Raw genomic sequence first — 24,721 nt, forward strand, 5'->3', positions numbered from 1 at the left:
TTCCGAAAGGGGTGCGGGCCGCGCGGCGTTGGGGGCTCGGCTAGCCGGGGGTGCCGTAGATGTGCATGCCGGGGACGTGGAGGGTGCCGCCGAACTGGGCCGCCTGGATAACGGTGGCGTTGGTGAAGAACAGTTCGGGGAGGGTCAGCGGCGGGGGCGCCTTCGGGGTGAAGGTGATGGGGATCAGCCCGAGGAGATTGCCGCTGAGGGACTCGGTGTAGAGCGTCACCGTGCCGTTGGTGAACTTCGAGGTGGAGCCCTTGGCCGCCTCGACGTTCGTCTTCGTGCCCTTGGGGCCGTCGACTATCTGGTGCAGATTGTCGATGTCGATGCCGGAGACGGTGAACTTCAGGACGTCCTTCACCGTGCCGTTGTGCGTCTTGACCTTGACTATGCCGTGGTACGACAGGCCGTGCAGGGTCAGCTTCGTGGTCTTCAGGACCCACGGGGTGTCCGGCAGCAGGGGTATGCCCTGCTCGACATCGGCGTCGGCGAGCGCCTTCGCGTCGTACACCGGGCACGGGTAGGACTGCGGGTCGTCGGTGCCGCCCGCGCTCGGGGTGGCACTGGGCGACGCCTTGTCCTTGGCGTCCTTGGCCGCGTCCTTGGCGTCCTTGGCGTCCTTCACCGTCTTGTCGAGACCGCCGACGGCGGTGTCCACGGTGTCCTTGACGGTCTTGCCGGCCGTGCCCACCGGGTCGTCGCCCTTGGCGGGCGCGCTCGCCGACGGCGACGTGCTCGGCTCGGGCTTCGCGGTCGTCGGCGCCGGGTCCGGCTGCGGGGCCTGGGTGGTGGGCGTCGCGGTCGGGGTCTTGCCGCCGCCGAGCAGCCCGCTCACCAGGTCGCCCAGGCCCAGCGGGTCCCACGGGTTGACCGACTTGGTCGGGCTCGGGGTGGCGCTCGGCGTGCCGGTCGCCCGGGACGTGTTCTCGGTCTTGCTGTCGGCGCCGCTGTCGGACGACGGGGCCTTCGCCGAGTCGGTCGGCGCGGGCGCCTCCGGGCTCGTGGAAGGACTCGGACTGCTCGACGGGCTCGGGCCGGTCGTCGGCTTCGACGTCTCCTGCCCGCCCGGCTTGTCCGTGGCCTTGCCGTCCGCCGCGCTCTTGGAGGCCGAAGGGCTCGGGGTGTCCGACTGAGTCACGCAGGGGCCGGGCTTGTACGGGTTCTTGGGCATCTCGTCGGCCTGCGCGAGATGCGGCGTGAAGCCCATGCCCATCAGTACGGCCGTGGGCATCGCGGCCAGGGCGACCGCCTTCCCGGCGGGCACGTGCAGCTTGGTCAGCAGGGACTTGCGGGGAGCCGCGTGCCGCGGTCCCGAGGTGGCCCGGTTACGGGACCCGTCGCTCTCGGCCTGCTGAGCGTCGTCACCCAGCACGGTGCCTCCCGTTCTCCTCGGTGTTCTCTTCGTCGGGCCGCGCTCCGGCGTGGACCGGCTCGGGCTGTCCGTACGCCTCAGCGGGCTCGTGGGGCCCCTGGGACTGCGCGGGCAGGGTGGGCGGAGCGTTCTCGTCGCCGCCGCCCTCAGGGGCGCCGTCGGGCAGCTCCGCCTTCTCGCCCGGCTCGTCGGTCGCCGGGACACCCGGCGCCCAGGAGACGGCGAGCGCGCCGCCGAGCAGCGCGGGCAGGAAGCCGACGAGGAAGCCGCCGAAGTTGGAGACCACCAGCGACACCAGGGCGAGCAGGATCGACGCGACACCGGCGAAGATGCGTACCGCGCTCTGGAACCACATGGTGAGGCCGAGCACGAACAGCAGGACACCGATGATCAGCGAGCCGGAGCCCGCGGTCGTCGCCATCCGGACGGTCAGTTGGCCGAGCGTGAGGTTCGCGTACGGGAAGTAGGCGATCGGCACTCCGGCGAGGAGGGTCAGCAGACCCGCCCAGAACGGGCGCCCCCAACGCCAGTGGCGGAACGACAGCCGCCAATAACGGATCCGGGCACTCAGTCCTGTTGACTCGGCGCTCATAGGAAACAGCTCCCTGGGACTGGCTTTGCTGAGAGATCGATCGGTGGCGCCGGGTGAGCCGCGTCCCGCGCGGCTCACCCGGACCACTCAGGCGGTGCTTAGTAGCACTCCACCCCGGCGCCGGAGCCCTTCTTGACGCCGAGGCTGAGGCCCGCGAGCTTGAAGGTGCCCGCGCTGGTGGCCCAGGCGGTCTGGTGCACGCCGTCGAGGATGGCCCGGTCGGCCTCCTGGGCGAACGACCCTGGGTCCGTCGCGTCCTTGTCCTTGATGCCAGGACCCTTGTGACTGTCACCGGCCGCGACACCGATGTTGATGTTCCGGAACTCCGCATCGGCGTCGAGCTGGTCGAGGTCGATGTAGAGGTTGTGTGCCACAACCGGCTTCTTCGGGTCCTTGCCGGCGGTCAACTTCAGGGTCACGTCACCGATCGGCGTCGGGACGACCACGGACTGGCACAGGCCGTTGATGGTGGCGTCGGTGAACGCCGAGACCGCGACCGGAATGTACTTGCCACCGTGCTGAACGTCGAGCGCGCCGTACTGCTCGAAGCCGGTGCCGTCCAGGTGATCCGCCGTTACCTTGAACTGCTGACCTGACACGCTGAATGACGCGGCGAGCGCGCCCTGAGCGATGGCTATACCCACCGCGGCCGTAGCCGCGACACTCGGCACCATGACGACGGCGAACCGCCGCCATCTGGTACCGCCACGAACGAGCGACTCCATTTTTCCTCCTTCTCGGACGTACATCTCCGGCCGGGATGTTCGGGTCCTGGCCTGGGATGGGAGAAGTGCTACGTCCTCGGGAAGGAGAGCGCCGGTGATCGGCGAACCGTCCCTCCCCACGAAGAAGCAAGGAGTACGGACGGCGGTGTCCGAATCTTCGGCGATCACCCCCGAGCGACAACCACTGGCCACGCTCTCGCGCAACCTGCTGGACAGGCTCCGCCGGTAGGCGAAGACCCCCCTGTCCCGGAGCGGCGGCATGAGCCGTACGCACCCACTCGGCGGGGACCCGCGAACCGTGGCGCCGACTGGCGGCCGGGCTGTGGCAACGGACCGAGCTTGGCCGATCGTGGTCCATTCGGGCGCGCCGCACAAGGGGCTCATTACTAGCGAGTAACGGATGGGTGTCGCGGCCGTGCGCCCCGGACGGGGCGATTTCACGCAGAGTGAGGAAGGCCGGGGCAGGTAAATCCGGCATAAAGAACATCAGCGGTCGAAACGGAGCTGATTTCTTACCGGAGGTAACGGCGACCGCTCATTGTCACGGTTTGATAAAGTGCGGTCGCCGTATCGCTAAATCTCTGAGTAAAACCGGGGCGGGCACTCGGGGAACCGGCGGTAACTGACCGCAGGGTCAGCTCGGCGGAGCGTCCCGTTCAGCCGCCCGGCCGCCTCAGAAGAGGACTCTGATCAGCGCCGTACGCGCGGCGACCACCCGGGGGTCGTCGGGGCCGATGACCTCGAACAGCTCCAGCAGCCGTACGCGGACCGCGTCGCGGTCGTCGCCCGCGGTGCGGCGCACGGTGTCCACCAGACGCGAGAAGGCGTCCTCCACATGACCGCCCACCAGATCGAGGTCGGCGGCGGCGAGCTGGGCGGTGACGTCGGAGGGTGACGCGGCGGCGGCCTCGCGGACCGCCTGCTGGTCGGCGCCCTGCACGCGGTCGAGCAGCTCGGCCTGGGCCAGGCCCAGCTTGGCCTCGGCGTTGCCCGGCTCGTCGGAGAGCACATTGCGGTACGCCTGGATGGCGCCGCTCAGGTCACCGGCGTCCAGCGCGTCGTGCGCGGCGGACAGCGCCAGCTCCTGCGGGGTGGCCGGGCGCGGGGGCGCCTCGGCGGCCGGGGCCGCGCCCTGGGCGGCGGCGTCCGTGTCGACCTCGGGGCCGACGATGCCGAAGCGCTGCTCGGCGACGGCGATCAACTGGTCGAGCACTTCGGTGATCTGGTCCTCGGGCGCGCTGCCCTGGAAGAGCGGCATGGCCTGCCCGGCCAGCACCGCGAAGACCGCGGGCACTCCCTGGACACCGAACTGCTGGAAGAGCATCTGGTTGGCGTAGACCTCGGCGGTAGCGAGGACGAAGCGCCCGCGGTACTCGGCGGTGAGCCGTTCCAGTACCGCGTTGAGCTGCTTGCTCGCGTCGGCCTGGTCGGCCCAGAAGCTGATGACGACCGGGACTTCGGCGGAGCGCTGGAGGACGTCGCTCTCGAAGGTCTCCTCGGTCACCTCGATGACGAGCGGCGAAGCGGTGTGGGCGTCGGCGTTCGCGGGGTCCTGCCGCTGCGCCCTGGCCTGCTCGGCCTTCACCTTGGCCTCACCGGCCGCCTTCACCGCGGCGAGGTCGACCACGCCGCTCATGGACATGTTCCGTGGCTGCATGAGGTCAATCCTCCCCCCTACCGGAGCCGATCGTGCACAGACCCCGGATAGACCCCGGATCTGGTGGCGCTGAGCGGTGCTGTCGGTGCGGATCCCCATCCGCACCCGTGGTTGTCGCACGTTTCGCTACGGGTCGTAGCGTAACTGCCCTGAGCTGCCCGGCGGAAGCCGCCCGATGTGATACCGGTCACTCGTCACGTAACCTACCGGCCGGTATGGTCCGCCTTATGGAGCCGCTCGTGGAGCCCCCCGCCCCTCACAGACGCACCGGCCGCCCGCGAAGTGCCGAGGCGGACCGCGCGATCCTCGGCGCCACCCGCGAGGCGCTGGTCGAACTGGGCTGGGGAAAGCTGACGCTGAGCGACGTGGCGGCCCGCGCGGGCGTCGCCAAGACCACCCTCTACCGGCGCTGGAACGGCAAGAACGAGCTGGTCGTCGACGCCATCGCCGCCCTGTTCGAGGAGCAACTCGACCTCCCGGACCTCGGCAGCCTGCACGCCGACATCCGCGGCGTGGTCCTGCGCTTCGCCGAACTCCTCAACCGGCCCGCCATCAGAACGGGCCTGATGGCCGTCGTCGCCGAGGCCACCCACGACGACGCCCTGCGGCTGCGCATCCGCGAGGCGATCGTCGACCGCCAGAAGCACCTCGTCCTCCTCGGCCGCCACCGCGCCCAGCAGCGCGGCGAACTCCCCCCGGACCCGCCCGCTCCGTGCGACCCCGCCCTCGCCGGCCGCGACGCCGACCTCATCTTCGACGTCATCGCCGGCACCGTCGTCCACCGCGTCATGGTCAGCGCCGGCCCGGTCGACCCCGACTGGGCCGACCGCCTCGCCCTCCTCCTGACCACCGGCCTCACCGGCGTCAGGAGCTAGGGGCCGGAGCCAGGGGGCCGGAAGCGGCCGGCCCCGGCGTCAGGGGGTCGCGTTCACAGCGCCGCACTCCGGGGTCTCCACGCCTGCCACGAAGTGGTCGAACTCCCCGGCGCGGACGCCCTTGACGAAGGCCTCCCATTTGGCGGGGGTGGTGACGGCCACGATCTCCGGCTGCTCGGTTTCGCGGATGTGAATCATCCCGTCGTCGCCGACGGTCGCTTCAAGGGCCACGAACGTCCTTTCGCTGGAGGGCCGGTGGATTGCGCACGAGATGTCGAGGCTACCCAGCGAACAGCGAACGGAACGGGCCGTGACGACGACGGACTACACGGCGCGCCGGACGGACGACAGGCCACGGCCCGACCGGCGGCGTACCACCGCGGGTCAGAAGCGGGCGGGCTCGGTGTAGGTGCCCCATTCGGCGCGCAGGGCGTCGCAGATCTCGCCGAGGGTGGCCTCGGCGCGGACGGCGTCGAGCATGGGCGGGATCATGTTGGAGCCGTCGCGGGCGGCGGTGAGCATGGCGTCCAGGGCGGTGCGGACGGCGGCGTCGTCGCGGGCGGTACGGCGGGAGGCGAGGTCGCGGACCTGGTCGCGCTCGACCTCGTGGCTGACCCGCAGGATCTCCAGGTCGCCGGTGACGGAGCCGTGGTGCACGTTGACGCCGACGACGCGCTTGTCGCCCTTTTCGAGGGAGCGCTGGTACTGGAAGGCGGACTCGGCGATCTCGCCGGTGAAGTAGCCGTCCTCGATGCCGCGCAGGATGCCGGAGGTCATCGGCCCGATCGGGTGCTCGCCGCTCGGCACGGCCTTGGCGCCCAGCGCCCTGATCCGGTCGAAGATCTTCTCCGCGTCGGCCTCGATGCGGTCGGTCAGCGCCTCGACGTACCAGGAACCGCCCAGCGGGTCCGCGACGTTGGCGACGCCGGTCTCCTCCATCAGCACCTGCTGCGTGCGCAGCGCGATCTCGGCGGCCTGCTCGCTGGGCAGCGCCAGCGTCTCGTCGAGGGCGTTGGTGTGCAGCGAGTTGGTGCCGCCGAGCACGGCGGACAGCGCCTCGACGGCGGTACGTACGACGTTGTTGTACGGCTGCTGCGCGGTCAGCGACACCCCGGCGGTCTGGGTGTGGAAGCGCAGCCACTGCGCCTTGTCGCTGGTGGCGCCGTACTCGTCGCGCATCCAGCGGGCCCAGATGCGGCGCGCGGCGCGGAATTTGGCGATCTCCTCGAAGAAGTCGAGGTGCGCGTCGAAGAAGAAGGACAGGCCGGGCGCGAAGGTGTTGACGTCCAGGCCGCGCGACAGGCCGAGCTCCACGTAGCCGAAGCCGTCGGCCAGGGTGTACGCCAGCTCCTGCGCGGCCGTCGCCCCGGCCTCGCGGATGTGGTAGCCGGAGACGGACAGCGGCTTGTACGCGGGGATGGAGGCGGCGCAGTGCTCCATCAGGTCGCCGATCAGCCGCAGGTGCGGGGCGGGCTCGAAGAGCCACTCCTTCTGGGCGATGTACTCCTTGAAGATGTCCGTCTGGAGTGTGCCGTTGAGCACGGCCGGGTCGATGCCCTGCCGCTCGGCGGCGACCAGGTACATGCAGAAGACCGGGACGGCGGGTCCGGAGATGGTCATCGAGGTGGTGACGTCGCCGAGCGGGATGTCGTCGAACAGGACCTCCATGTCGGCGGCCGTGTCGATGGCGACACCGCAGTGGCCGACCTCGCCGAGCGAGCGGGGGTCGTCGGAGTCGCGGCCCATCAGGGTCGGCATGTCGAAGGCGACGGAGAGGCCGCCGCCGCCCGCGGCCAGGATCATCTTGTAGCGCTCGTTGGTCTGCCGCGCGTTGCCGAATCCGGCGAACTGCCGGATCGTCCACGTACGCCCCCGGTAGCCGGTCGGGTGCAGTCCGCGTGTGAACGGGTACTCGCCCGGCCAGCCGATCCGCTCGAACCCGGGGACGTCCGCACCCGCCGGCGGGCCGTACACCGGCTCCACGGGGTCGCCCGAGAGCGTGCTGAAGTCGGCCTCCCGCTTACGGGCTGAGTCGTAGCGTGCCTGCCAGCGCTGGCGGCCTGTCTCGATGCCTTGGGAGTCCATACCCTTGAATTTACTAGGACGTCCTAGTAAATGTCGATGGGAACACGGCTCACCCTTGGGGTGAGCCGGGTCTCAGAGGGCCGGGGCCCAGGCATGACGGCCTTGACGGGCTCGGGCTTGACGCGCTCGGGCTTGACCGGCTCAGGCTTGACGGGCGCGGGCTTGACGCGCCCAGGCGGTCGACGGGCTCAGGCGTCGACAGGCTCAGGCGTTGACGGGCTCGGGCTTCTCCGGCTGGATCACCTTCGGCGCCAGCTCACGCGTCACGCGGCGCTCCACGAAGAACGCGGCGGTCGGGACGGTGCCCGCCAGCAGCACCCAGGCCATCCGGCCGATCGGCCACTTCGCCTTGTTGCACAGGTCGAAGGCCATAACGAGGTAAACGACATAGAGCCAGCCGTGGGCGAAGCCCACCGCGCTGGTGAAGGTGCCCGCGCCATTGATGTCGAACACGTACTTGGCGATCACGCCCAGGGTGAGCGCGATCAGCAGCACGCCTGTCACGTAGGCCATCACGCGGTAGCGGGTCAGCACGCTGGATTTCATGGCATCGAGCCTAGCCGCCCCGAAATGCCGGGCTCATCCGGGTCGGGGGACGACGGGACGCGCGGAGCCGACCGCAGGTCAGGACTCCTCGAAGTCGCCCGCCGCTATCCGCAGGGGGCGCAGGAGCGCGAAGATCTCGCCGCACTCCTCCGCGTCGTAGGCGCTGAGGCCGAAGTCCATGGCGACCAGGTCGCGGGTGGCGGACTCGACGATCTCGCGGCCCTTGTCGGTGATCGAGGCGAGGGTGCCGCGGCCGTCGTTGGGGTTGGGGCGCTTGGCGACGAGACCGGCGGAGACCAGCCGGTCCACGGTGTTGGTGACGGACGTCGGGTGCACCATCAGCCGCTCGCCGATCTTGGACATCGGCAGCTCGCCCGCCTTGGAGAAGGTGAGCAGCACCAGCGCCTCGTACCGCGCGAAGGTCAGCCCGTACGGCCTGACCACCGCGTCGACCTGGCCGAGCAGGATCTGCTGGGCGCGCATGATCGAGGTGATGGCACCCATCGAGGGGACCCCGCCCCAGTGCCGGGTCCACAGCTCGTCGGCGCGGGCGATCGGATCGAAGGGCAGGCTCAGCGGCTTTGACACGGCGAAGAGCCTACCCGTCGGTCACATAGTGGGCACAAGTGTCTCGTCAGGCGAGCGCGCTGAGCCGGCGCCACGCGTCCTTGCCGAGGTTCCACTCACCGAAGCCGTTGCCCTTGTCGACGGTGGCGCGCGTGGAGCCCGAGGTGATCACCAGGTCGCCGCGGACCGCCCGGTCGAAGAACCACTTGGCGTCCGCGGTGTGCATGCCGATGCACCCGTGGCTGCCGTTCTGCACGCCCATCATCGCGTCGTTCCAGGGCGCCGCGTGGGTGTACGTGCCGGAGGTGGTGATGTGGACCGCGTACTTCACGTCCTTGTCGTAGAAGTCCGCCGAGTCCTCGGAGGTGGCGATGCCGACCGACGAGGACGTCATCCGCACGGTGGACTGCTTGCTGATCACCACCATCTGCCCGTTCCAGGTGGGGAAGGCGGGCTTGCCGCCGGAGATCTTGAAGTTCTTGACGGTCTTGCCGTTCTCGGTGACCCGCATGGTGTGCGCCTTGAGGTCGACGTACGAGATCCGGGCGGTGCCGATGGTGAACGTGTCGTGGATGTCGCGGCGCAGATAGCGCCCGCCCCCGGTGTCGATGCCGCTGAGCCTGGCGGTCAGCGTGACCTTGGTGTTCGGCGTCCAGTACGCGTCCGGCCGCCAGTCCACCCGCTGGATGCCGGTCAGCGGGTCGGTGATCCAGCCCCAACTGCCCTGGACGGCCGGGCTGGTGGTGACGGTCAGCGCCTTCTCGACCGCCGCCCTGGCCGCCTTGTCGGTGACCGGCTTGTCGAAGGCGAGGGAGACGGGCAGGCCGACGCCGACGACCGCGTTGTTCAGCGGGGTCGGGGTGACGCCGTTGACCTTGGCCGCCGTCAGGGTGCGGAAGGCGCTGGTGGTACGGGTCTGCTTGCCCGCGCTGTCGGCCGCGGTGACCTGGACGGTGTAGGCGGTGCCGGGGGTCATCGTGCGGTCGGAGGTCCAGGTGTGCTTGGCGGCGTCCAGGGCGCCGGTCACCTCGATCGGCGTCACGCCGTCCTTGGACGTGCCCTCCGGGGTCACGGTGACCGTGCCGAGGGTGCCGCCGTCGACGGTGACCTTGACCGGCGCGGCCGGGTCGACGTCCGCGGCGTCCTTGGCAGGTGTGACGGTGATCCGCGCGCCGGAGTCGGCGGACGCGGACCGGCCCGCGCCCTTGCCGTCGGACGAGCCGCCCGCCTTGTCGCCGTCGTGGCCGCCGCACGCGGTGACGCCCATCGCCACGGCCAGCAGGAGGGCGGGCACGGCGAGCGCCCGCGGTCGGGGGTTGCGTATGCGAGTGCGGTACACGGCAGTCGGTTCCTTGTCAGAGGTGGTCGGGGCGAACGGTGGTCGGGGCGAAGAGTGTTCGGATCGGCGGTGATCGGGGCGGCGGTGTTCGGCTCGGCGGCGGGCAGGTCGGCGGCGGATGAGGTCAGGACAGAACGCGGCGGCTCAGCACGACTTCCCGTCGCCGACGAAGCCGCGCGACATCGTGGACCCGCCGCCGACCCCGCTGCCGACCCCGCCGCTGGTGCCGTCGATGGAGACGTCCGGCGGCGACATGGAAGCGCTCGGTCGCGCGCCGGCCTCCGTCAGCCGGTTCAGCGACGCCGCGATGCAGGCGATCGGCTGCGGGTGCTTGTTGGCATAGTCGCTCCCGGAGCCCAGCGGGTTCCCCAGCCCGCGGATCAGCAGCACGGCGAGGTAGGCGCCCTGCCGGTTCATCAGGATCTGCACCCCGGTGCCCGTTCTGCTGCTGCCCTGGTAGGTGACCGGACTGTCGGCGGCCTCACCGGTCGTGCCGAGGTCGGTGGTCAGCTCGACACCGCACGTGTCCTTCACCGCCTCGCCGAACCGTTCCGTCCGGTAGCGGGCGGCCTCGGCGTCGGTGAACGCGTAGAGCAGGTACTCCGCCTCCTCCCCCGCCGACGCGCCGTACAACCGCACCGCGCCGGCCAGTACGTCTCCGGCGGGAGACGGTACCGGGCAGGCCCCCATGAGCTTGAGCGCGGTGCCCGGGGCGAGGGTCTTCCAGGGGGCCACCGGGAAGAACGGCAGGGCGCCGGGCGGCAGCAGCTCGTCGGTGAGGCGGTGGGCCAGGGCGGCCGGGTCGGGCGGCTCCGGCGGGGGCGTGGTGGACGCGACGGTGCCCGGCAGCGCGCCGGTGCCGCGCGGGCCGTCGGAGCCGGGCAGCAACTGCCAGGTGCCGACGGCGACCGCGAGGGCCGCGACCAGCGACACGGCCCCGGTCCTGCGGCGGGCGCGCCGCCGTTCGCCGAGCCTGCGGGCGGCCGGAGCCCCGGCGAGTACGACCAACGGCTCGGTGTCGCGGGCGAGTCCGCGCAGCCGCTCGTCCAGCGGATCGGCGGAGCCCGGGCCGATGTCGGTGTCCGAGCCGATGTCGGAGTGCGAGCCGATGTCGGTGTCCATGTCGGCGGCGGGGGCGGCGGGGGTGTCGTCGGCGGTGCCGAGGGGGTCGGGACCGGCCGGGCGGCCGAACGGGTCAGCCATGGAGGGGCACCTCCTCGGTGCGGTGGCGCGCCGCACGTGCGTGGCGTGCGTCGTCGGCGGTGGCGGTAGCGGTAGCGGTAGCGCGACCGGCGGTGTCGTGGGCGGCGGACGCGTACGCGGCGGGTTCGGGCTCCGCGTCGTCCGCCGGGTCGTCCTTGAGCAGGGCCCCCAGTGCTCTCCTCCCCCGGCTCAGCCGGGTCCGTACGGCGGCGCTGGACACGCCGGTCTGCCGGGCGATCTCCTCCACCGGCAGGTCGAGGAGGTGGTGCATGACCACGGCGGTGCGCTGGTCGTCGCCCAGCGCGCGCAGGGCGTCGATCAGCGCGACCCGGTCGGGTGCGAGCGCCGGGGCGTCGGGCGGCGGCCCGTGCCGGAAGTGCGCGCGCACCCGGTTGCGGGCCTTGCGCCAGGTGCTCACCGCCAGACGTACGGCGACGGTACGCACCCAGGGCGCGGGGTCGCCCTCCGCGGTGAGCTTCGGCCAGCGCTGCCATGCCCTGGCGTACGCCTCCTGCACGGCGTCCTCCGCCTCACCCAGATCCCCGGTGATCGTGTAGACGACGGCCACCATGCGCTTCGCCGTGGCGGCGTAGAACTGGTCGAAGTCCGCCGCCGGTTCTGGCTGTGCGGTCATGTGGTTCTTCCCTCCCTCAGAACTACACGCGCGGCGGCGGCCTTATGTGACAGGCGGACGGGAGTTTTTTTCCGTGGGCCCCGCGCCGCGCCTCTTGGCAGGCCCTCCCGTGAGCCGCGACACCGGTCCGAGGTCGAGCCCGAGCGGCCGGGCCAGCACCAGCGCGGGCAGGCACAGGGCGGCGGCGCCCAGCAGCAGGCCCGTGAGGTCGCCTGCCGGGCCGCCGCCGAGCCGGGCGGTGACGGCGTGGGCGGTGAGCAGCGCCAGGGCCGCGCCCGGCAGGAAGGCCGCGGTGAGCCGTACGTGGTGGCCCAGGACGCGGGGCCGCCAGCCCAGGCGGCGGCGCAGCAGCGCGGCGGTGGCCAGCAGGCCGACCGTGCAGGCGAGCGCGTATCCGGCAGCCATGCCGGTGACCGCCCAGCGGGCCGGGAGCAGCGCGTAACAGGCGGCGGCGCTCGCGGCGTTGACGGCGGCGATGAGGACGTTGAGGAAGAAGGGCGTACGGGTGTCGCCGAGCGCGTAGTAGCCGCGCGCGAGCAGGTACTGGCCCGCGAAGGCGGGCAGGCCGACGGCGAAGGCGACCAGCATCCAGGCGATGGCGCGGGCGTCCGCCTCGCTGGTGGCGCCGTGCTGGAAGACGACGCCGGTGATCTGCGGGGCGAGCGTGAGGAAGGCGAAGACGGCGGGGACGACGGCGGTGCCGGAGACGGTGAGGCCGCGCGTGAGGTCGGCGCCGATCGCCGCGTGGTCGCCGTCGGCCGCGGCCCGGCTCATGCGCGGCAGCAGCGCGGTGGCCAGCGACACGGTGACGATGCCCTGCGGGACGACCCACAGGCTGTACGCGTTGCTGTAGGCGGCGTAGCCGACGCCGGTGGAGTGGCCCGAGGCCAGCGCGCGCAGTCCGGCGGAGGTGGACAGCCGGGTCACCACCCAGTACGCGCCCTGGTTGACCAGGACCAGCAGCAGCGTCCACACGGCGGCCCGCATCGGCTGGGTCAGTCCGGCGCCGCGCCAGTCGAACCGCGGGTGCCAGCGGAAGCCGGTGGCGCGCAGCGACGGCAGCAGCGCGAGGGCCTGCACCGCGATGCCCGCGGTGCTGCCGAGGCCGAGCAGCAGCGCGTCCCGGTGTCCGATGCCCCCGCTCGCGACCGCGAGGTACAGGCCGAAGACGGCGATCACGACGAGGTTGTTGAGCACCGGCGTCCACATCATGGCGCCGAACCGGTCGCGGGCGCCGAGGACCTGGCCGAGGAGCGTGAACAGGCCGTAGAAGAGGATCTGCGGCAGGCAGTAGCGGGCCAGCGACACGGTCAGGTCGCGCTGGCCGCCGCTGAAGCCGGGCGCGTACGCGCTGACCAGCCAGGGCGCGGCGAGCACCGCGAGGGCGGTGACGGCGAGCAGCGCGACCGCGCACAGGGTGAGCAGCCGGTCGGTGTACGCCTGGCCGCCGTCGGCGTGCTCGCGGGCGGCGCGGACGAGTTCGGGGACGAAGACGGACTGGAGGGCGCCGCCGATCATCAGCGCGTAGATGATGTTGGGCACGGTGTTGGCGACCCCGAAGGCGTCTCCGGCCGCCGCCGTGCCGAGCGCGGCGGTGATCGTCGCCAGCCGCAGGAAGCCGGTGGCGCGGGACACCAGTGACCCGGCCATCATCAGACCGCCGCTGCGCCGCAGGGAGTTGGTGTCGCGGGCGTGCGCCCGCCGCCCCTTGCGGTGCGTGGAGCCGTCCACTGCTGAAGTCACCCGTCGGTCCCCTGTTCACGCTGATCGTCCTGTGCCCGGTACCGGCTGGTCGCGCGGGTCCCCGTCCCCTGGGCAGACGCGCAGTCTGCCCCGGCGGTCACGGCTGACGGAAGTCGCGGGGCGGTACGGCGGGTGTCGGAAAAGTCTCTGTCACCTGACGGCCGCGCCGGGCGTGTCCTTCGTGAGCGGGCCGCCCCGGCCCGCCCCGCAGCGCGGAGGACGACGCCTTGACGATGACCACTCACCAGCGTTCCGGCTCCGGCTCCGGCTCCGACCGCGCCGCGGGCGACAAAGGCACCGGCACCGGTGCTCTGCGGCTGCTGCCGATGCCCGCCTCCGCGCACGCCGACTTCGTCCGCCGCCCCGGCCCGTACACCGCGAGCTTCCTCCAGACGCCCGCCTGGGCGCGGGTGAAGTCCGGCTGGCAGGCGGAGAGCCTGGCCTGGCTGGACGAGCACGACCGGCCGGTCGGCTCCGCGCTGGTCCTGTACCGCCAACTGCCGGGCGTACGGAGGTCGTTCGCGTACCTCCCGGAGGGCCCCGCGGTGGACTGGGCCGATCCGCGCCTGGACCGCTGGCTCGACCCGCTGCTGGAACACCTGCGCGGTACGGGGGCGTTCGCGGTACGGATGGGGCCGCCGCTGGCGTACCGGCGGTGGACGGCGCGGACGTTGAAGGACGCGTCGGGCCCCGGGCGCCGGGTCGGCGACGTGCTGCCCGACCTGGTCGAGCCGTTGGGCGCGGCGGTCTCCGACCGGCTGCGCGAGGGCGGTTGGCGGCGCTGCGGCGAGGACGGGCAGGGTGGGGACGCGCAGCCGCGGCTGGTGTTCGAGATACCGCTGGCCGGGCGCGGTCTGGACGACCTGTGGACCGGCCTCAACCAGGAGTGGCGGCGCAACGTGAAGAAGGCCGCCAAGTGCGGTGTGCGCACGGGTGTCGAGGGCCCGGAGGCGCTGCCGGCCTTCCACGAGCTGCTGCGGGTCACCGAGGCCCGCGACGGCTTCGACCTCGGCCGTTCGCTGGACTACTACCGGCGGCAGTACGAGGCGCTCAACGCCGAGGAGCCGGGCCGCATGCGGCTGTACACCGCGCGGCACGAGGGCGAACTCCTCGCCGCGCACACGCTGTTGACCGCGCCGGACGGCGGCCGGGTCTGGTACCAGACGGGTGCCTCCGCCGACCACCGCCGCGAGGTGCGGCCGAGCAACGCGCTCCAGTGGCGGATGCTGTGCGACGCGCAGGCGATGGGCGCGGCGGTCTACGACATGCGCGGGGTGCCCGACGGCCTCGACCCGGCGGCGCGCGCCTACGGGCTGCTGCGCTGGAAGTTGGGCACCGGCGGGGAGGCGGTGGAGACGGTGGGCGAGTGGGAGCTGCCGCTCCAGGGCGCGGTCAACAAGACGCTGCACCGGGCGATGCACGCGTATCTGACCCGGCGCTGAACGCTCCGGGGCCACGGGCTGACAAATTCACGGGCTCACGGGCCCAACGCGTAGCCCCGAAAGGGCCGTTGCCGCTCAGGCGGGGCTGGCCGCGGCGCCCATCGGCTGCGTACGGCGTACCGACCGCAGCACGGGCACGACGCTGAGCGTGCCGAGTATCCCCGCGCCCGCGATCACCGCGTAGGGCGGCACCCACTCCGCGACGGCGCCGCCGACCGTCATGCCGACGCCCTGGAGCGTCATGATCCCGGCGCCGAGCAGCGACATGGCCCGGCCGCGCATGTCCTCGGGCACGTCGTGCACGAACCACTTGTCGATGCCGAGCGCGTACGCGGTGGTGACCCCGGTGATCAGCAGCAGCACGATCGCCAGCGGCAGCGAGGGGTGCACGAGGAAGCAGACGAAGGGCAGCATCGAGACGGCGGCGAGCGGGATGGCGATCCGTTCGCGGGCGGACGGGGTGAGCAGCGTGCCCGCCAGCACCTCGCCGACGACGGTGCCCGCGGGCATCGCGGCGAGCAGGATGCCGAAGCCCGCGGAGCCCGCGCCCGCCGCGTCCGCGTAGGGCGCGGCGACGCCCTCGGCGACGACGCAGAACATCGGCGGCACCCACCACATGAGCATCAGCGAGCGGATTCGCGCGTTGCGGAACAGCCGCCCCGCGGAGCCGATCGAGTCGCGCATCATGGCGCCGGTCCCGGTGACCCGGGCGGGCCGGTCGCGGGTGCCGAAGCGCAGCAGCAGCGCGGAGCTGAGGAAGGTGCCGATCGTCACCAGCAGCGCGGCGCGCGGCGACAGCCACACCAGGACGAGACCGCCGATTCCGTAGCCGATGATCTGCGAGCTCTGGCCGACGATCCGCACCAGGGAGCGGCCGAGCACGAAGACGTCGCCGTGGAGGATGTCGGCCAGGCTGGCGGCCCTCGTGCCGGTGAACAGCGGCGTGATCATCGAGACGGACACGCGTAGCACGAAGAGAAGGGCGAGCGGCGTGGCCGGCACGGCCATCACCGCGACGAAGGCCGCGCAGAGCAGATCGCAGGCCACCAGGACGCGGCGGGTGGGGTACCGGTCGGAGATTCCGGACAGCAGGATGCCGCTGAGCGCGTAGGGCAGGAAACCGAGCGCGAAGATCAGCGCGGTGAGGACGGCGGAGCCGGTCTGCCGGAAGACGAGGACGGCCAGCGAGACCTCGGCGAAGACGCTGCCGAGGACGGACAGGACATGCGCGGCGAAGATCGGGCGGAATTCCCTGACCGCGAAAACGGCACCGTAGCCGGTGGGGGTGCTGTCGCCGGTGGCGGTCGCGCCGCTGGTAGGAGGCGTGCCGTCGCCCTTCCCGTGGGTGGTGGGAGCGGGCTGCGAACCGGTCGGCGATGGGGTGCGTCCACCTGGTGGGGGGTGCTCGCTGTCCGTTGTCATGACATCACCCTGGTGGCATGAGCACTGCATATCGTAGTGTTTCGGACTGAGCCGAATCTTGGGGGTCGTGATGTCGTTTCGTATGCGATTTGCGGCTGAGGACCTTCTGCGGTGCCGCTTCGCCATCTCACCGCTGCGGGAGACCCAGGGGGCGATACGTACCCTGTCCCGGCCGGACCGACACGGCTACCACCTGCCCTGGTTGCGGCAGGTCAGGGCCGCCGCGGCCGGTCTCGACCTGGCTCCGCTGTGGCTGCTGGCACCGGATCACGGGCACCCCCCGGACTTTCTGCACCCCCCGCCCCAGGCTCCCCTGGGCACCCTGGACGACGAACTCGACGTCGTACGGGCCACGGACCCGGACGAGGCGCACCGCCAGATCCAGGCCGCGCTGGCCCAGACCCCGGGCGCGGAGCACGGCAAGCGGGGCCGCGCGATGCTCGCCGATCCGGCCGGAACCGTACGGCAGTTGGCCGGTTTGTACGAGCATGTGTGGGCTGCCCTGCTCGCCCCGCACTGGCCCCGGCTGCGGGCGGTGCTCGAGGCGGACATCGCCTATCACGCGCGGCGGCTGGCGGACGGCGGCATGCAGCGGCTGTTCACCGCGCTGCACCCGAAGCTGAGCTGGTCGGAGGGCGCGCTGACGGCGGCGGGGCACACCTCGCACCTGCCGGATCTCAGCGGTCAGGGGCTGGTGCTGGTGCCCAGCGTCTTCTTCTGGCCCGAGGCGGGCAACGCCTTCGACCCGCCCTGGCAGCCCACCGTCGTCTATCCGGCACGCGGCATCGGCGGGCTGTGGGCCGAGACCGGGCCGACCGCGTCCGCCGCGATGATCGCGCTGCTCGGCGCCAACCGGGCCGCGATCCTCAGCGACCTCGACGCGCCCAGCACCACGACGGCGCTGGCCCACCGGCACGCCCTCGCGCTGTCGTCGGTCTCCGCGCATCTGGCGGTGCTGCGCGACGCCGGTCTGCTGGCGTCCCGGCGCTACGGGCACCAGGTGCTGTACGAACGGACGCCGCTGGGGATCGCGCTCACGACCGGCGGGCTGTTCTGAGCGCGCGCGGGACAACGGGCCGCTGACGGCGCCCGCCGCCATCCGGGCGTCCGCCATTGCGGCACTCCGCCGCCCCGCCGCTCCGCTACTCGGAGAGGTGGCGCTCCACCGTCTCGACCTTCGAGGTCAGTCCGTCCGTCACGCCCGGCCTGATGTCGGCCTTGAGGACCAGCGACACCCGGGGCGCACGCGCCTCGACCGCGGCGACGGCCCGCCGTACGACGTCCATCACCTCGTCCCACTCCCCCTCGACGGAGGTGAACATCGCGTCCGTACGGTTCGGCAGCCCGGACTCGCGGACCACGCGGACGGCGTCGGCCACGTACTCGCCGACGTCCTCGCCGACGCCCAGCGGGGTGACGGAGAAGGCGACGATCATGCGCCGACCGCCTCGCCCTGAGCGCCGCGCGCGGCCACGACCGACTCCTCGGACTCGCGGCGCAGCATCCGCTCGGCGAAGAAGCCGCCGGTGGGCAGGACGGACAGCACGAAGAAGAGGGCGCCGCGGGCCGGCGACCACTTGGCGCGGCGCCAGGCGTCCGCCCAGAAGACGACGTAGAGGACGAACAGGACTCCGTGCACCATGCCCATGACGGGCACCGCGTTGAAGTCGGTGGTCCGCTTGAGCACCGAGCAGACCATCAGCAGCAGGAACGACACCGCTTCCGGGGCGGAGATCAGACGGAGCCTGCGCAGGGCGGTGGCGGTCTTCAGGTCCACGAGAACCTCACTGTCGGTGACGGGAAACAGGCTTGTGAACGTGATCACAAGACCACCCCATTATCACCGGCCCGTATCGATGGTCCGCCCCGGGGGTAGGAAACCGCGGGACGGGCGATAGCGTCCCTGTCCACGACACGACCCGTACGCACCACCCGCACGACGTGATCCGCACGACCTGACCGACCACCCAACGGGGACCGAGACACGATGACGATGGACTGGGACCGGCGGCACTGCGCCCGCAAGGGGCACATCACCTACGCGCCCGACGAGAACCACCTGCGGCAGAAGCTGCACGCGAGCACCGCCGTCGGCACGGTGTGGCGCTGTCTGCGCTGCGGCGACTTCGTCCTCGGCGACCCGCACGGCGCCGGCCCCGCCGACCGCGCCCCCGAGGTGCCGCGCGGCCGGGCGCTGCGCGACCTGTTCATCCTGCGCTTCCTGGCCGTCGAGCGGATCCTGCGCGGCCTGCTGGTCCTGATCGCCGCCTGGGCGGTCTGGCGGTTCAGCAACTCGCAGAACGCGGTGCGCGACCTGTTCGAGAAGGACCTCACCGTCTTCAAGCCGGTCGCCGAGCACTTCCACTACGACCTGGACCACTCGCCGGTCGTCGACACCATCCGCAAGACCTTCGACTACAAGCACTCCACCCTCCAGCTCGTCGCCGCGCTGCTGCTGGCGTACGCGCTGATCGAGATCATCGAGGGCTTCGGCCTGTGGTGGGGCAAGCGCTGGGCGGAGTATCTGGCGGTGGTGGCGACCGCCGCGTTCCTGCCGATCGAGGGCTACGAGCTGACCGAGCGGGTCAGTTGGTTCAAGGTCGCCACGATCACGCTCAATGTGCTGGCCGTCCTCTACATCCTGCTCGGCAAGCGGCTGTTCGGGCTGCGCGGCGGCCACAAGGCGTTCGAGGCCGAGCGCCGGAGCGCGTCGCTGCTGGAGGTCGAGGAGGCCGCGGGCGAGGTGCCGGGCGACCACGCGCCCAAGCCGCCGCTGCCGGTGCGGCAGCGGTCCACGGCGGACGGCGTCTGATCCGCGATGCCACGCTTCCGGCTCCAGGGCACCCGGGTGCTCGCCGTGGACCTCACCGGCGACACCGTCAAGGCGAAGAACGGCGCGATGGTCGCCTATGAGGGCGAGATGACGTTCAAGAAGATGACCGGCGGCGGCGAGGGCCTGCGCGGCCTGGTCACCCGCCGGATCACCGGTGAGTCGATGGCCGTCATGGAGGTGAAGGGGCACGGCACGTGCTACTTCGCCGACCGGGCCACCGAGATCAATCTGGTCCGGCTGAACGGCGAGAAGCTGTACGTCGAGGCGAGCAATCTGCTGGCCACCGACTCCGCGCTGCGCACCGGCACCACCTTCACCGGGCTGCGCGGCGCCTCGCAGGGCAACGGCCTGTTCACCACGACCGTCGAGGGCACCGGGCAGGCGGCCGTGATGTCCGACGGGCCCGCGATCGTGTTGCGGGTGTCGGCCGCGACGCCGCTGATCGTGGACCCGGGCGCGTACATCGCGCACACCGGGAATCTGCGGCAGCAGCTCCAGCAGTCCGTGGGCTGGCGCACGGTGATCGGCGAGGGGTCGGGCGAGAGCTTCCAGATCCGCTTCGAGGGCGAGGGGCTGGTGTACGTGCAGCCCAGCGAGCGCACCACGATCGGGGGTCAGCTCTGATGCCGTTCACCAGGATCAACTCCAAGATGGTGGAGGCCGCGATCGCCCCGGGCCAGCGGATGTTCAGCCAGCGCGGGGCGATGCTGGCGTACCGCGGTGAGGTCTCCTTCACGCCGAGCATCACCGGCGGGCAGGGCGGTGTGATGTCGATGATCGGCCGCCGGGTCGCCAACGAGGCGACGCCGCTGATGACCATCGAGGGCGACGGCTCGGTGATGTTCGGGCACGGCGGGCACCACATCCACTCCATCGACCTCGCGGGCGAGACGCTGTACGTCGAGGCCGACCGGCTGCTCGCCTTCGACGGCTCGCTCCGGCAGGGCACCATGTTCATGGGTTCGCAGGGCGGTGTCATGGGCGTCATACGCGGTCAGGTCACCGGGCAGGGCCTGTTCACCACCACGCTCCAGGGCAAGGGGTCGGTCGCCGTCATGGCGCACGGCGGTGTCATCGAACTGCCCATCGCCCCGCAGCGCCCGGTGCACGTCGACCCGCAGGCGTATGTCGCCCACCGCGGCGACGTACGCAACAAGCTGTCCGCGGCGCTCGGCTGGCGCGAGATGGTCGGGCGCGGTTCGGGCGAAGCGTTCCAACTGGAGCTGTCCGGGCAGGGAATGGTCTACGTACAGGCGTCGGAGGAGAAGCTGTGAGCGGCGGTCCGATGGGCTGGGGCCCTCCGGGGGGCGGCGCACCGGGCGGCGCGCCGGGCGACAGCGGCGGTCCCGTGGTGTACGACCCGTACACGCTGCCGGTGAACGACAACGTCAACCCGTACGCCTTCTGCGTGGAGTTGGACGGGCAGTGGTTCCTCCAGAAGGGGAAGATGATCGCCTATTACGGGCAGGTCGACTTCCACGCGATCGGGCACGGCCCGCTGGACCGGCTGGTCGCCACCAGCTTCCACTCGCCGCTGCACGCCGCGGACTGGGTGGTGGCGCAGGGGCGCGGCAAGATGCTGCTCGCCGACCGGTCGTACGACATCAATTCGTACGATCTGGAGGACGGCAATCTGACCATCAGGTCGGGGAATCTGCTGGCCTTCGAGCCCACGCTGGCGCTCAAGCAGTCGATCATTCCCGGCTTTCTGACGCTGATCGGCACGGGGAAGTTCGTGGCCGCGTCCAACGGCGCGGTGCACTTCGTGGAGCCGCCGATCCGGGTCGACCCGCAGGCGCTGGTCGGCTGGGCGGACTGCCCGTCCCCCTGCCACCACTACGACCACGCGTATCTGCGCGGTGTCCTCGGCGGTATCCGCGCGATGACCGGGATCGGCGGGGCGTCGGGCGAGGAGCACCAGTTCGAGTTCGTCGGCGCGGGGCAGGTGCTGCTCCAGTCCACCGAGACGCTGATGGCCGAGGTCGACACCGGCGGCGTGCCGGGACAGGCCGGACCCGGCGTCCCCGGCGCGGGCGCACCCGGGCAGGGCCGTTTCGGACGGTGACCGTCCCGCTACCCTGACGATCATCCGCGGTGTGACCGCCGGTAGAATTCACTCTATGGAGACCGTGACAGCAGAAGCTGAAAGCGCTACGGCTTGGCTCACCGAGGACGAGCAGCGCGCCTGGCGCATCCATCTGGACGTCAGCCGGCTGCTCATGTACCAACTCGAGCGGGACCTCCAGTCCTTCGGCCTGACCAACAACGACTACGAGATCCTGGTCAACCTCTCCGAGGCCGAGGAGCGGCGGCTGCGCATGAGCGATCTGGCGCGCTCCACGCTCCAGTCCAAGAGCCGCCTCTCGCACCAGATCACCCGCATGGAGGCGGCCGGTCTCGTCCGCCGCGAGAACTGCGAGTCCGACCGCCGCGGTCTCTACGCGGTCCTCACCGACCAGGGCTGGGCCACCATGCGCCAGGTCGCCCCCCGTCATGTCGCCGCGGTCCGCGCGCACTTCATCGACCTCATCGCCCCGGAGGACCTCGCGACCTACCGCCGCGCCATGGCCCCGGTGGCCGACCACCTCCGCACGGTCCGCGAGAAGTAGCCCCGCGGGCCTCAGCGCCTCAGGGGCTCAGTGCCTCAGGGGCTCAGGAGAGGTCCCGGGGCTCGTTCGAGGTGAGGCCGGCGATCAGTTCGTCGGCCGCCGCGTAGGGGTCGAGGGTGCCGTCGGTGACGCGCTCGGCGAGGGAGTCCAGGCGCTGGTCGCCGCGGAGGTCGCCGATGCGGGAGCGCAGGGCGGTGACGGCGATGTGCTCGACCTCGGTGGCGGCCCGGGCCCGGCGGCGGGTGGCCAGGACGCCGCGCTCCTCCATCCAGGCGCGGTGCTTCTCCAGGGCTTCGACGACTTCGTCGATGCCCTCGCCGCGCGCGGCGACGGTCTTGACGATGGGGGGCCGCCAGTCCCCCGCCTCGCGGGCTTCGCCGAGGCCGAGCATGTGGTTCAGCTCGCGGGCGGTGGCGTCGGCTCCGTCGCGGTCGGCCTTGTTGACCACGTAGACGTCGCCGATCTCCAGGATTCCGGCCTTGGCGGCCTGGATGCCGTCGCCCATGCCGGGGGCGAGCAGCACGACGGAGGTGTCGGCCTGCGCGGCGATCTCGACCTCGGACTGCCCGACGCCGACGGTCTCGACGAGGACGATGTCGCAGCCCGCCGCGTCCAGCACCCGGATGGCCTGGGGGGCGGCCCAGGCGAGGCCGCCGAGGTGGCCGCGGGTGGCCATGGAGCGGATGTAGACGCCGGGGTCGGAGGCGTGCTCCGACATACGGACGCGGTCGCCGAGCAGGGCGCCGCCGGAGAACGGCGACGACGGGTCGACGGCCAGGACGCCGACCCGCTTGCCCGCCTTGCGGTACGCGGTGACCAGCGCCGAGGTCGACGTGGACTTGCCGACGCCGGGCGACCCGGTGAGGCCGACCACGTACGCGCCGCCGGTCAGCGGCGCGAGTGCGGCCATCACCTCGCGGAGTTGCGGGGACGCCCCCTCCACGAGCGAGATCAGCCGGGCCACGGCCCTCGGCCGCCCCTGCCGCGCCTGCTCGACCAAGGTGAGGACGTCCACCACGTCTGTTCGCTCCCTCTTCCCGCTCACTACCGAAAAAGCCCGAAAAGACCCGGGAAGAACCCGGAAAAGCCGTGGAGCCGAAGGGCCGGGGCCCGTCAGTTCCCCGCGACCGTGATGATCAGCGCGTCGCCCTGTCCGCCGCCGCCGCACAGCGCCGCCGCTCCCGTACCGCCGCCGCGCCGCTTCAGTTCGAGGGCCAGGTGCAGCACGATACGTGCTCCCGACATGCCGATCGGGTGGCCCAGGGCGATGGCGCCGCCGTTCACGTTCACCTTTTCAGGGGTGACGCCCAGGTCCTTCATCGACTGGACGGCGACGGCCGCGAACGCCTCGTTGATCTCGATGAGGTCGAGGTCGTCCACGGTCAGGCCCTGCTTGCCGAGCGCGTGCCTGATGGCGTTGGACGGCTGGGACTGGAGCGAGTTGTCCGGGCCGGCGACATTGCCGTGGGCGCCGATCTCGGCGAGCCATTCCAGCCCCAGCTCCTCCGCCTTGGCGCGGCTCATGACGACCACGGCGGCGGCGCCGTCGGAGATCTGCGAGGCCGTACCGGCGGTGATCGTGCCGTCCTTCTTGAAGGCGGGCCGCAGCTTGCCCAGCGACTCGGCGGTGGTCTCGGGGCGGATGCCCTCGTCCTGGCTGAAGACCACCGGGTCGCCCTTGCGCTGCGGGATCTCCACCGGGGTGATCTCGGCGTCGAAGACGCCGTTCTTCTGCGCGGCGGCGGCCCGCTGGTGGGACAGCGCGCCGAACTCGTCCTGCGGGGCGCGCTCGATGCCGAGCCGCCCGTTGTGCGTCTCGGTCGACTCGCCCATCGCGATGTTCTCGAAGGCGTCGGTCAGCCCGTCGTACGCCATCGCGTCCAGCATCTCGATCGCGCCGTACTTGTGTCCCTCGCGGGACTTGGGCAGCAGGTGCGGGGCGTTGGTCATGGACTCCTGGCCGCCCGCGACCACGATGTCGAACTCGCCGGCCCGGATGAGCTGGTCGGCCAGCGCGATGGCGTCGAGGCCGGACAGGCACACCTTGTTGACGGTGAGCGCGGGCACGCTCATCGGGATGCCGGCCTTGACCGCCGCCTGCCGGGCCGGGATCTGGCCCGCGCCCGCCTGGAGCACCTGGCCCATGATCACGTACTGCACCTGGTCGCCGCCGATTCCGGCGCGGTCGAGCGCGGCCTTGATCGCGACACCGCCGAGGTCCGACCCGGAGAAAGTGCGCAGGCTGCCCAGGAGCCTGCCCATCGGGGTTCGGGCACCTGCGACGATCACGGATGTACGTGCCTGGCTGGTCATGGTGCGGCCCCTTCGGCTGAAGAGAGAAGTTAACGAGGGTTATCGTCAATGTACTGAGGGGTAGGCCGCTCGGTCACCCGTCGGAACGTGTGACGGCGCGCACGTTGCGTGACCACGTACCGGTGCGGTGCACTGTGTCCATGGCTACTGGGCTGACCCGCATCGACCACATCGGCATCGCCTGCTTCGACCTGGACGCGACCGTCGAGTTCTACCGTGCCACCTACGGCTTCGAAGTGGCGCACAGCGAGGTGAACGAGGAGCAGGGCGTACGCGAGGCCATGCTCAGGATCAACGGCACCTCCGACGGGGGCGCCAGCTACCTCCAGCTCCTGGAGCCCACCCGGGAGGACTCCGCGGTCGGCAAGTGGCTGGCCAAGAACGGCGAGGGCGTGCACCACATCGCCTTCGGCACCGCGGACGTGGACGCCGACTCCGCCGCGATCCGCGACAAGGGCGTACGGGTGCTCTACGACGAGCCGCGCAGGGGCTCGATGGACTCCCGGATCACGTTCCTGCACCCCAAGGACTGCCACGGCGTACTGACCGAGCTGGTCACCTCGGCGGAAAAGACCACGGCAGAGACAGCGAAGGGCTCCCGGGACCACTGACCCAACCCCCGTCCTGCCCGGTAGAGTGACCGGGCCGACCGGGGTGGGCACGCGGGTACGCTCGCGCTCCGCGACGTTGATCTGACACCATTCTTCGTAGAGCTCTGTCTTCAAACGGAGTGACGAGGAATCTCACCCGGTTGGCGGGTG

At 71.5% G+C, this 24,721-nt stretch carries 26 protein-coding genes; 9 read left to right on the forward strand and 17 right to left on the reverse strand.

What is annotated here, in order from left to right:
- Nucleotides 1-40: 40 nt before the first annotated feature.
- The 4 genes from ACIP4Z_RS09745 to ACIP4Z_RS09760 form a co-directional block, all read right to left on the reverse strand.
- Nucleotides 41-1,375 carry a hypothetical protein gene (locus tag ACIP4Z_RS09745; RefSeq protein WP_401306265.1) on the reverse strand — a complete coding sequence of 445 codons (1,335 nt, stop codon included), beginning with the start codon at nt 1,373-1,375 and terminating at the stop codon, nt 41-43.
- Nucleotides 1,365-1,967, reverse strand: coding sequence for a DUF6114 domain-containing protein (locus tag ACIP4Z_RS09750; protein ID WP_355349613.1), 603 nt, complete (start codon nt 1,965-1,967; stop codon nt 1,365-1,367). Before ACIP4Z_RS09750 ends, ACIP4Z_RS09745 begins: the two co-directional genes overlap by 11 nt.
- 98 nt (nt 1,968-2,065) lie before the next feature.
- Nucleotides 2,066-2,692, reverse strand: a complete 627-nt coding sequence (locus ACIP4Z_RS09755) for a DUF6230 family protein (protein WP_355349616.1) — start codon at nt 2,690-2,692, stop codon at nt 2,066-2,068.
- A gap of 673 nt (nt 2,693-3,365) precedes the next feature.
- Nucleotides 3,366-4,349: a co-chaperone YbbN gene (locus tag ACIP4Z_RS09760; protein WP_401306268.1), complete on the reverse strand. Its 984-nt coding sequence runs from the start codon at nt 4,347-4,349 to the stop codon at nt 3,366-3,368.
- A 227-nt stretch (nt 4,350-4,576) separates the two neighbouring features.
- On the opposite strand from ACIP4Z_RS09760, the gene ACIP4Z_RS09765 reads away from it, so the two are divergent.
- Nucleotides 4,577-5,224 (forward strand): TetR/AcrR family transcriptional regulator, encoded by a 648-nt coding sequence (locus ACIP4Z_RS09765; protein ID WP_355349622.1) that lies wholly within the window; start codon nt 4,577-4,579, stop codon nt 5,222-5,224.
- Nucleotides 5,225-5,263: 39 nt separating this feature from the next.
- Here the strand turns inward: ACIP4Z_RS09765 and ACIP4Z_RS09770 are convergent, their stop codons facing one another.
- From ACIP4Z_RS09770 to murJ, 8 genes are all read right to left on the reverse strand, one after another.
- Nucleotides 5,264-5,455, reverse strand: coding sequence for a DUF397 domain-containing protein (locus tag ACIP4Z_RS09770; RefSeq protein ID WP_355349625.1), 192 nt, complete (start codon nt 5,453-5,455; stop codon nt 5,264-5,266).
- Between the two features lie 153 nt (nt 5,456-5,608).
- Complete coding sequence (locus ACIP4Z_RS09775; protein ID WP_391044635.1) at nt 5,609-7,309, reverse strand: methylmalonyl-CoA mutase family protein; 1,701 nt, start codon at nt 7,307-7,309, stop codon at nt 5,609-5,611.
- A 204-nt stretch (nt 7,310-7,513) separates the two neighbouring features.
- The gene (locus ACIP4Z_RS09780) at nt 7,514-7,855 is read right to left on the reverse strand and encodes a DUF3817 domain-containing protein (protein ID WP_355349631.1); all 342 of its coding nucleotides are present in this window, start codon (nt 7,853-7,855) and stop codon (nt 7,514-7,516) included.
- A gap of 78 nt (nt 7,856-7,933) precedes the next feature.
- On the reverse strand, nt 7,934-8,443 hold the full coding sequence (locus ACIP4Z_RS09785; RefSeq protein ID WP_188282203.1) for a MarR family winged helix-turn-helix transcriptional regulator: 510 nt from the start codon (nt 8,441-8,443) through the stop codon (nt 7,934-7,936).
- Nucleotides 8,444-8,489: 46 nt separating this feature from the next.
- Nucleotides 8,490-9,761: an Ig-like domain-containing protein gene (locus ACIP4Z_RS09790; RefSeq protein WP_391044632.1), complete on the reverse strand. Its 1,272-nt coding sequence runs from the start codon at nt 9,759-9,761 to the stop codon at nt 8,490-8,492.
- Between the two features lie 144 nt (nt 9,762-9,905).
- Nucleotides 9,906-10,964: a hypothetical protein gene (locus tag ACIP4Z_RS09795; RefSeq protein WP_401306272.1), complete on the reverse strand. Its 1,059-nt coding sequence runs from the start codon at nt 10,962-10,964 to the stop codon at nt 9,906-9,908.
- Entirely contained in the window at nt 10,957-11,598 is a 642-nt protein-coding gene (locus tag ACIP4Z_RS09800; RefSeq protein ID WP_401306274.1) for a SigE family RNA polymerase sigma factor, read from the reverse strand. The genes ACIP4Z_RS09795 and ACIP4Z_RS09800 overlap by 8 nt, the downstream gene beginning before the upstream one ends.
- Before the next feature lie 42 nt (nt 11,599-11,640).
- Nucleotides 11,641-13,341: a murein biosynthesis integral membrane protein MurJ gene (gene murJ / locus ACIP4Z_RS09805; RefSeq protein WP_391044624.1), complete on the reverse strand. Its 1,701-nt coding sequence runs from the start codon at nt 13,339-13,341 to the stop codon at nt 11,641-11,643.
- Nucleotides 13,342-13,667: 326 nt separating this feature from the next.
- Between murJ and ACIP4Z_RS09810 the strand changes: the two genes are divergently transcribed.
- Nucleotides 13,668-14,783, forward strand: a complete 1,116-nt coding sequence (locus ACIP4Z_RS09810; RefSeq protein WP_355349677.1) for a peptidoglycan bridge formation glycyltransferase FemA/FemB family protein — start codon at nt 13,668-13,670, stop codon at nt 14,781-14,783.
- Nucleotides 14,784-14,858: 75 nt separating this feature from the next.
- Here ACIP4Z_RS09810 and ACIP4Z_RS09815 read toward each other — a convergent pair whose 3' ends face one another.
- On the reverse strand, nt 14,859-16,205 hold the full coding sequence (locus ACIP4Z_RS09815; RefSeq protein ID WP_391044621.1) for an MFS transporter: 1,347 nt from the start codon (nt 16,203-16,205) through the stop codon (nt 14,859-14,861).
- Nucleotides 16,206-16,275: 70 nt separating this feature from the next.
- Here ACIP4Z_RS09815 and ACIP4Z_RS09820 point away from each other — a divergent pair, with 70 nt between their 5' ends.
- The gene (locus tag ACIP4Z_RS09820) at nt 16,276-17,262 is read left to right on the forward strand and encodes a DUF5937 family protein (protein WP_355349647.1); all 987 of its coding nucleotides are present in this window, start codon (nt 16,276-16,278) and stop codon (nt 17,260-17,262) included.
- 85 nt (nt 17,263-17,347) lie between these two features.
- Here the strand turns inward: ACIP4Z_RS09820 and ACIP4Z_RS09825 are convergent, their stop codons facing one another.
- Complete coding sequence (locus ACIP4Z_RS09825; RefSeq protein ID WP_189873200.1) at nt 17,348-17,641, reverse strand: MTH1187 family thiamine-binding protein; 294 nt, start codon at nt 17,639-17,641, stop codon at nt 17,348-17,350.
- Nucleotides 17,638-17,982, reverse strand: a complete 345-nt coding sequence (locus ACIP4Z_RS09830) for a DUF3817 domain-containing protein (RefSeq protein ID WP_188281912.1) — start codon at nt 17,980-17,982, stop codon at nt 17,638-17,640. Before ACIP4Z_RS09830 ends, ACIP4Z_RS09825 begins: the two co-directional genes overlap by 4 nt.
- Before the next feature lie 210 nt (nt 17,983-18,192).
- On the opposite strand from ACIP4Z_RS09830, the gene ACIP4Z_RS09835 reads away from it, so the two are divergent.
- The 5 genes from ACIP4Z_RS09835 to ACIP4Z_RS09855 are packed head-to-tail and all read left to right on the forward strand — an operon-like array spanning nt 18,193 to nt 21,647.
- Nucleotides 18,193-19,017 carry a DUF2127 domain-containing protein gene (locus ACIP4Z_RS09835; protein ID WP_355349651.1) on the forward strand — a complete coding sequence of 275 codons (825 nt, stop codon included), beginning with the start codon at nt 18,193-18,195 and terminating at the stop codon, nt 19,015-19,017.
- Nucleotides 19,018-19,023: 6 nt separating this feature from the next.
- The gene (locus tag ACIP4Z_RS09840; RefSeq protein ID WP_355349653.1) at nt 19,024-19,662 is read left to right on the forward strand and encodes an AIM24 family protein; all 639 of its coding nucleotides are present in this window, start codon (nt 19,024-19,026) and stop codon (nt 19,660-19,662) included.
- The gene (locus ACIP4Z_RS09845; RefSeq protein ID WP_355349656.1) at nt 19,662-20,312 is read left to right on the forward strand and encodes an AIM24 family protein; all 651 of its coding nucleotides are present in this window, start codon (nt 19,662-19,664) and stop codon (nt 20,310-20,312) included. The genes ACIP4Z_RS09840 and ACIP4Z_RS09845 overlap by 1 nt, the downstream gene beginning before the upstream one ends.
- A gap of 11 nt (nt 20,313-20,323) precedes the next feature.
- Nucleotides 20,324-21,103: an AIM24 family protein gene (locus ACIP4Z_RS09850; protein ID WP_401306582.1), complete on the forward strand. Its 780-nt coding sequence runs from the start codon at nt 20,324-20,326 to the stop codon at nt 21,101-21,103.
- A 55-nt stretch (nt 21,104-21,158) separates the two neighbouring features.
- On the forward strand, nt 21,159-21,647 hold the full coding sequence (locus ACIP4Z_RS09855) for a MarR family transcriptional regulator (RefSeq protein ID WP_355349659.1): 489 nt from the start codon (nt 21,159-21,161) through the stop codon (nt 21,645-21,647).
- Between the two features lie 43 nt (nt 21,648-21,690).
- Here the strand turns inward: ACIP4Z_RS09855 and meaB are convergent, their stop codons facing one another.
- Together meaB and ACIP4Z_RS09865 are read right to left on the reverse strand one after the other, a co-directional pair.
- Complete coding sequence (meaB, locus tag ACIP4Z_RS09860) at nt 21,691-22,665, reverse strand: methylmalonyl Co-A mutase-associated GTPase MeaB (protein WP_355349662.1); 975 nt, start codon at nt 22,663-22,665, stop codon at nt 21,691-21,693.
- A gap of 95 nt (nt 22,666-22,760) precedes the next feature.
- Entirely contained in the window at nt 22,761-23,960 is a 1,200-nt protein-coding gene (locus ACIP4Z_RS09865; protein WP_401306279.1) for an acetyl-CoA C-acetyltransferase, read from the reverse strand.
- Between the two features lie 140 nt (nt 23,961-24,100).
- Here ACIP4Z_RS09865 and mce point away from each other — a divergent pair, with 140 nt between their 5' ends.
- Nucleotides 24,101-24,571: a methylmalonyl-CoA epimerase gene (gene mce, locus ACIP4Z_RS09870; RefSeq protein WP_355349668.1), complete on the forward strand. Its 471-nt coding sequence runs from the start codon at nt 24,101-24,103 to the stop codon at nt 24,569-24,571.
- Nucleotides 24,572-24,721 lie beyond the last annotated feature (150 nt).

It is taken from the genome of Streptomyces sp. NPDC088910 (assembly GCF_044749865.1).
In the GTDB taxonomy this organism is placed as follows: domain Bacteria; phylum Actinomycetota; class Actinomycetes; order Streptomycetales; family Streptomycetaceae; genus Actinacidiphila.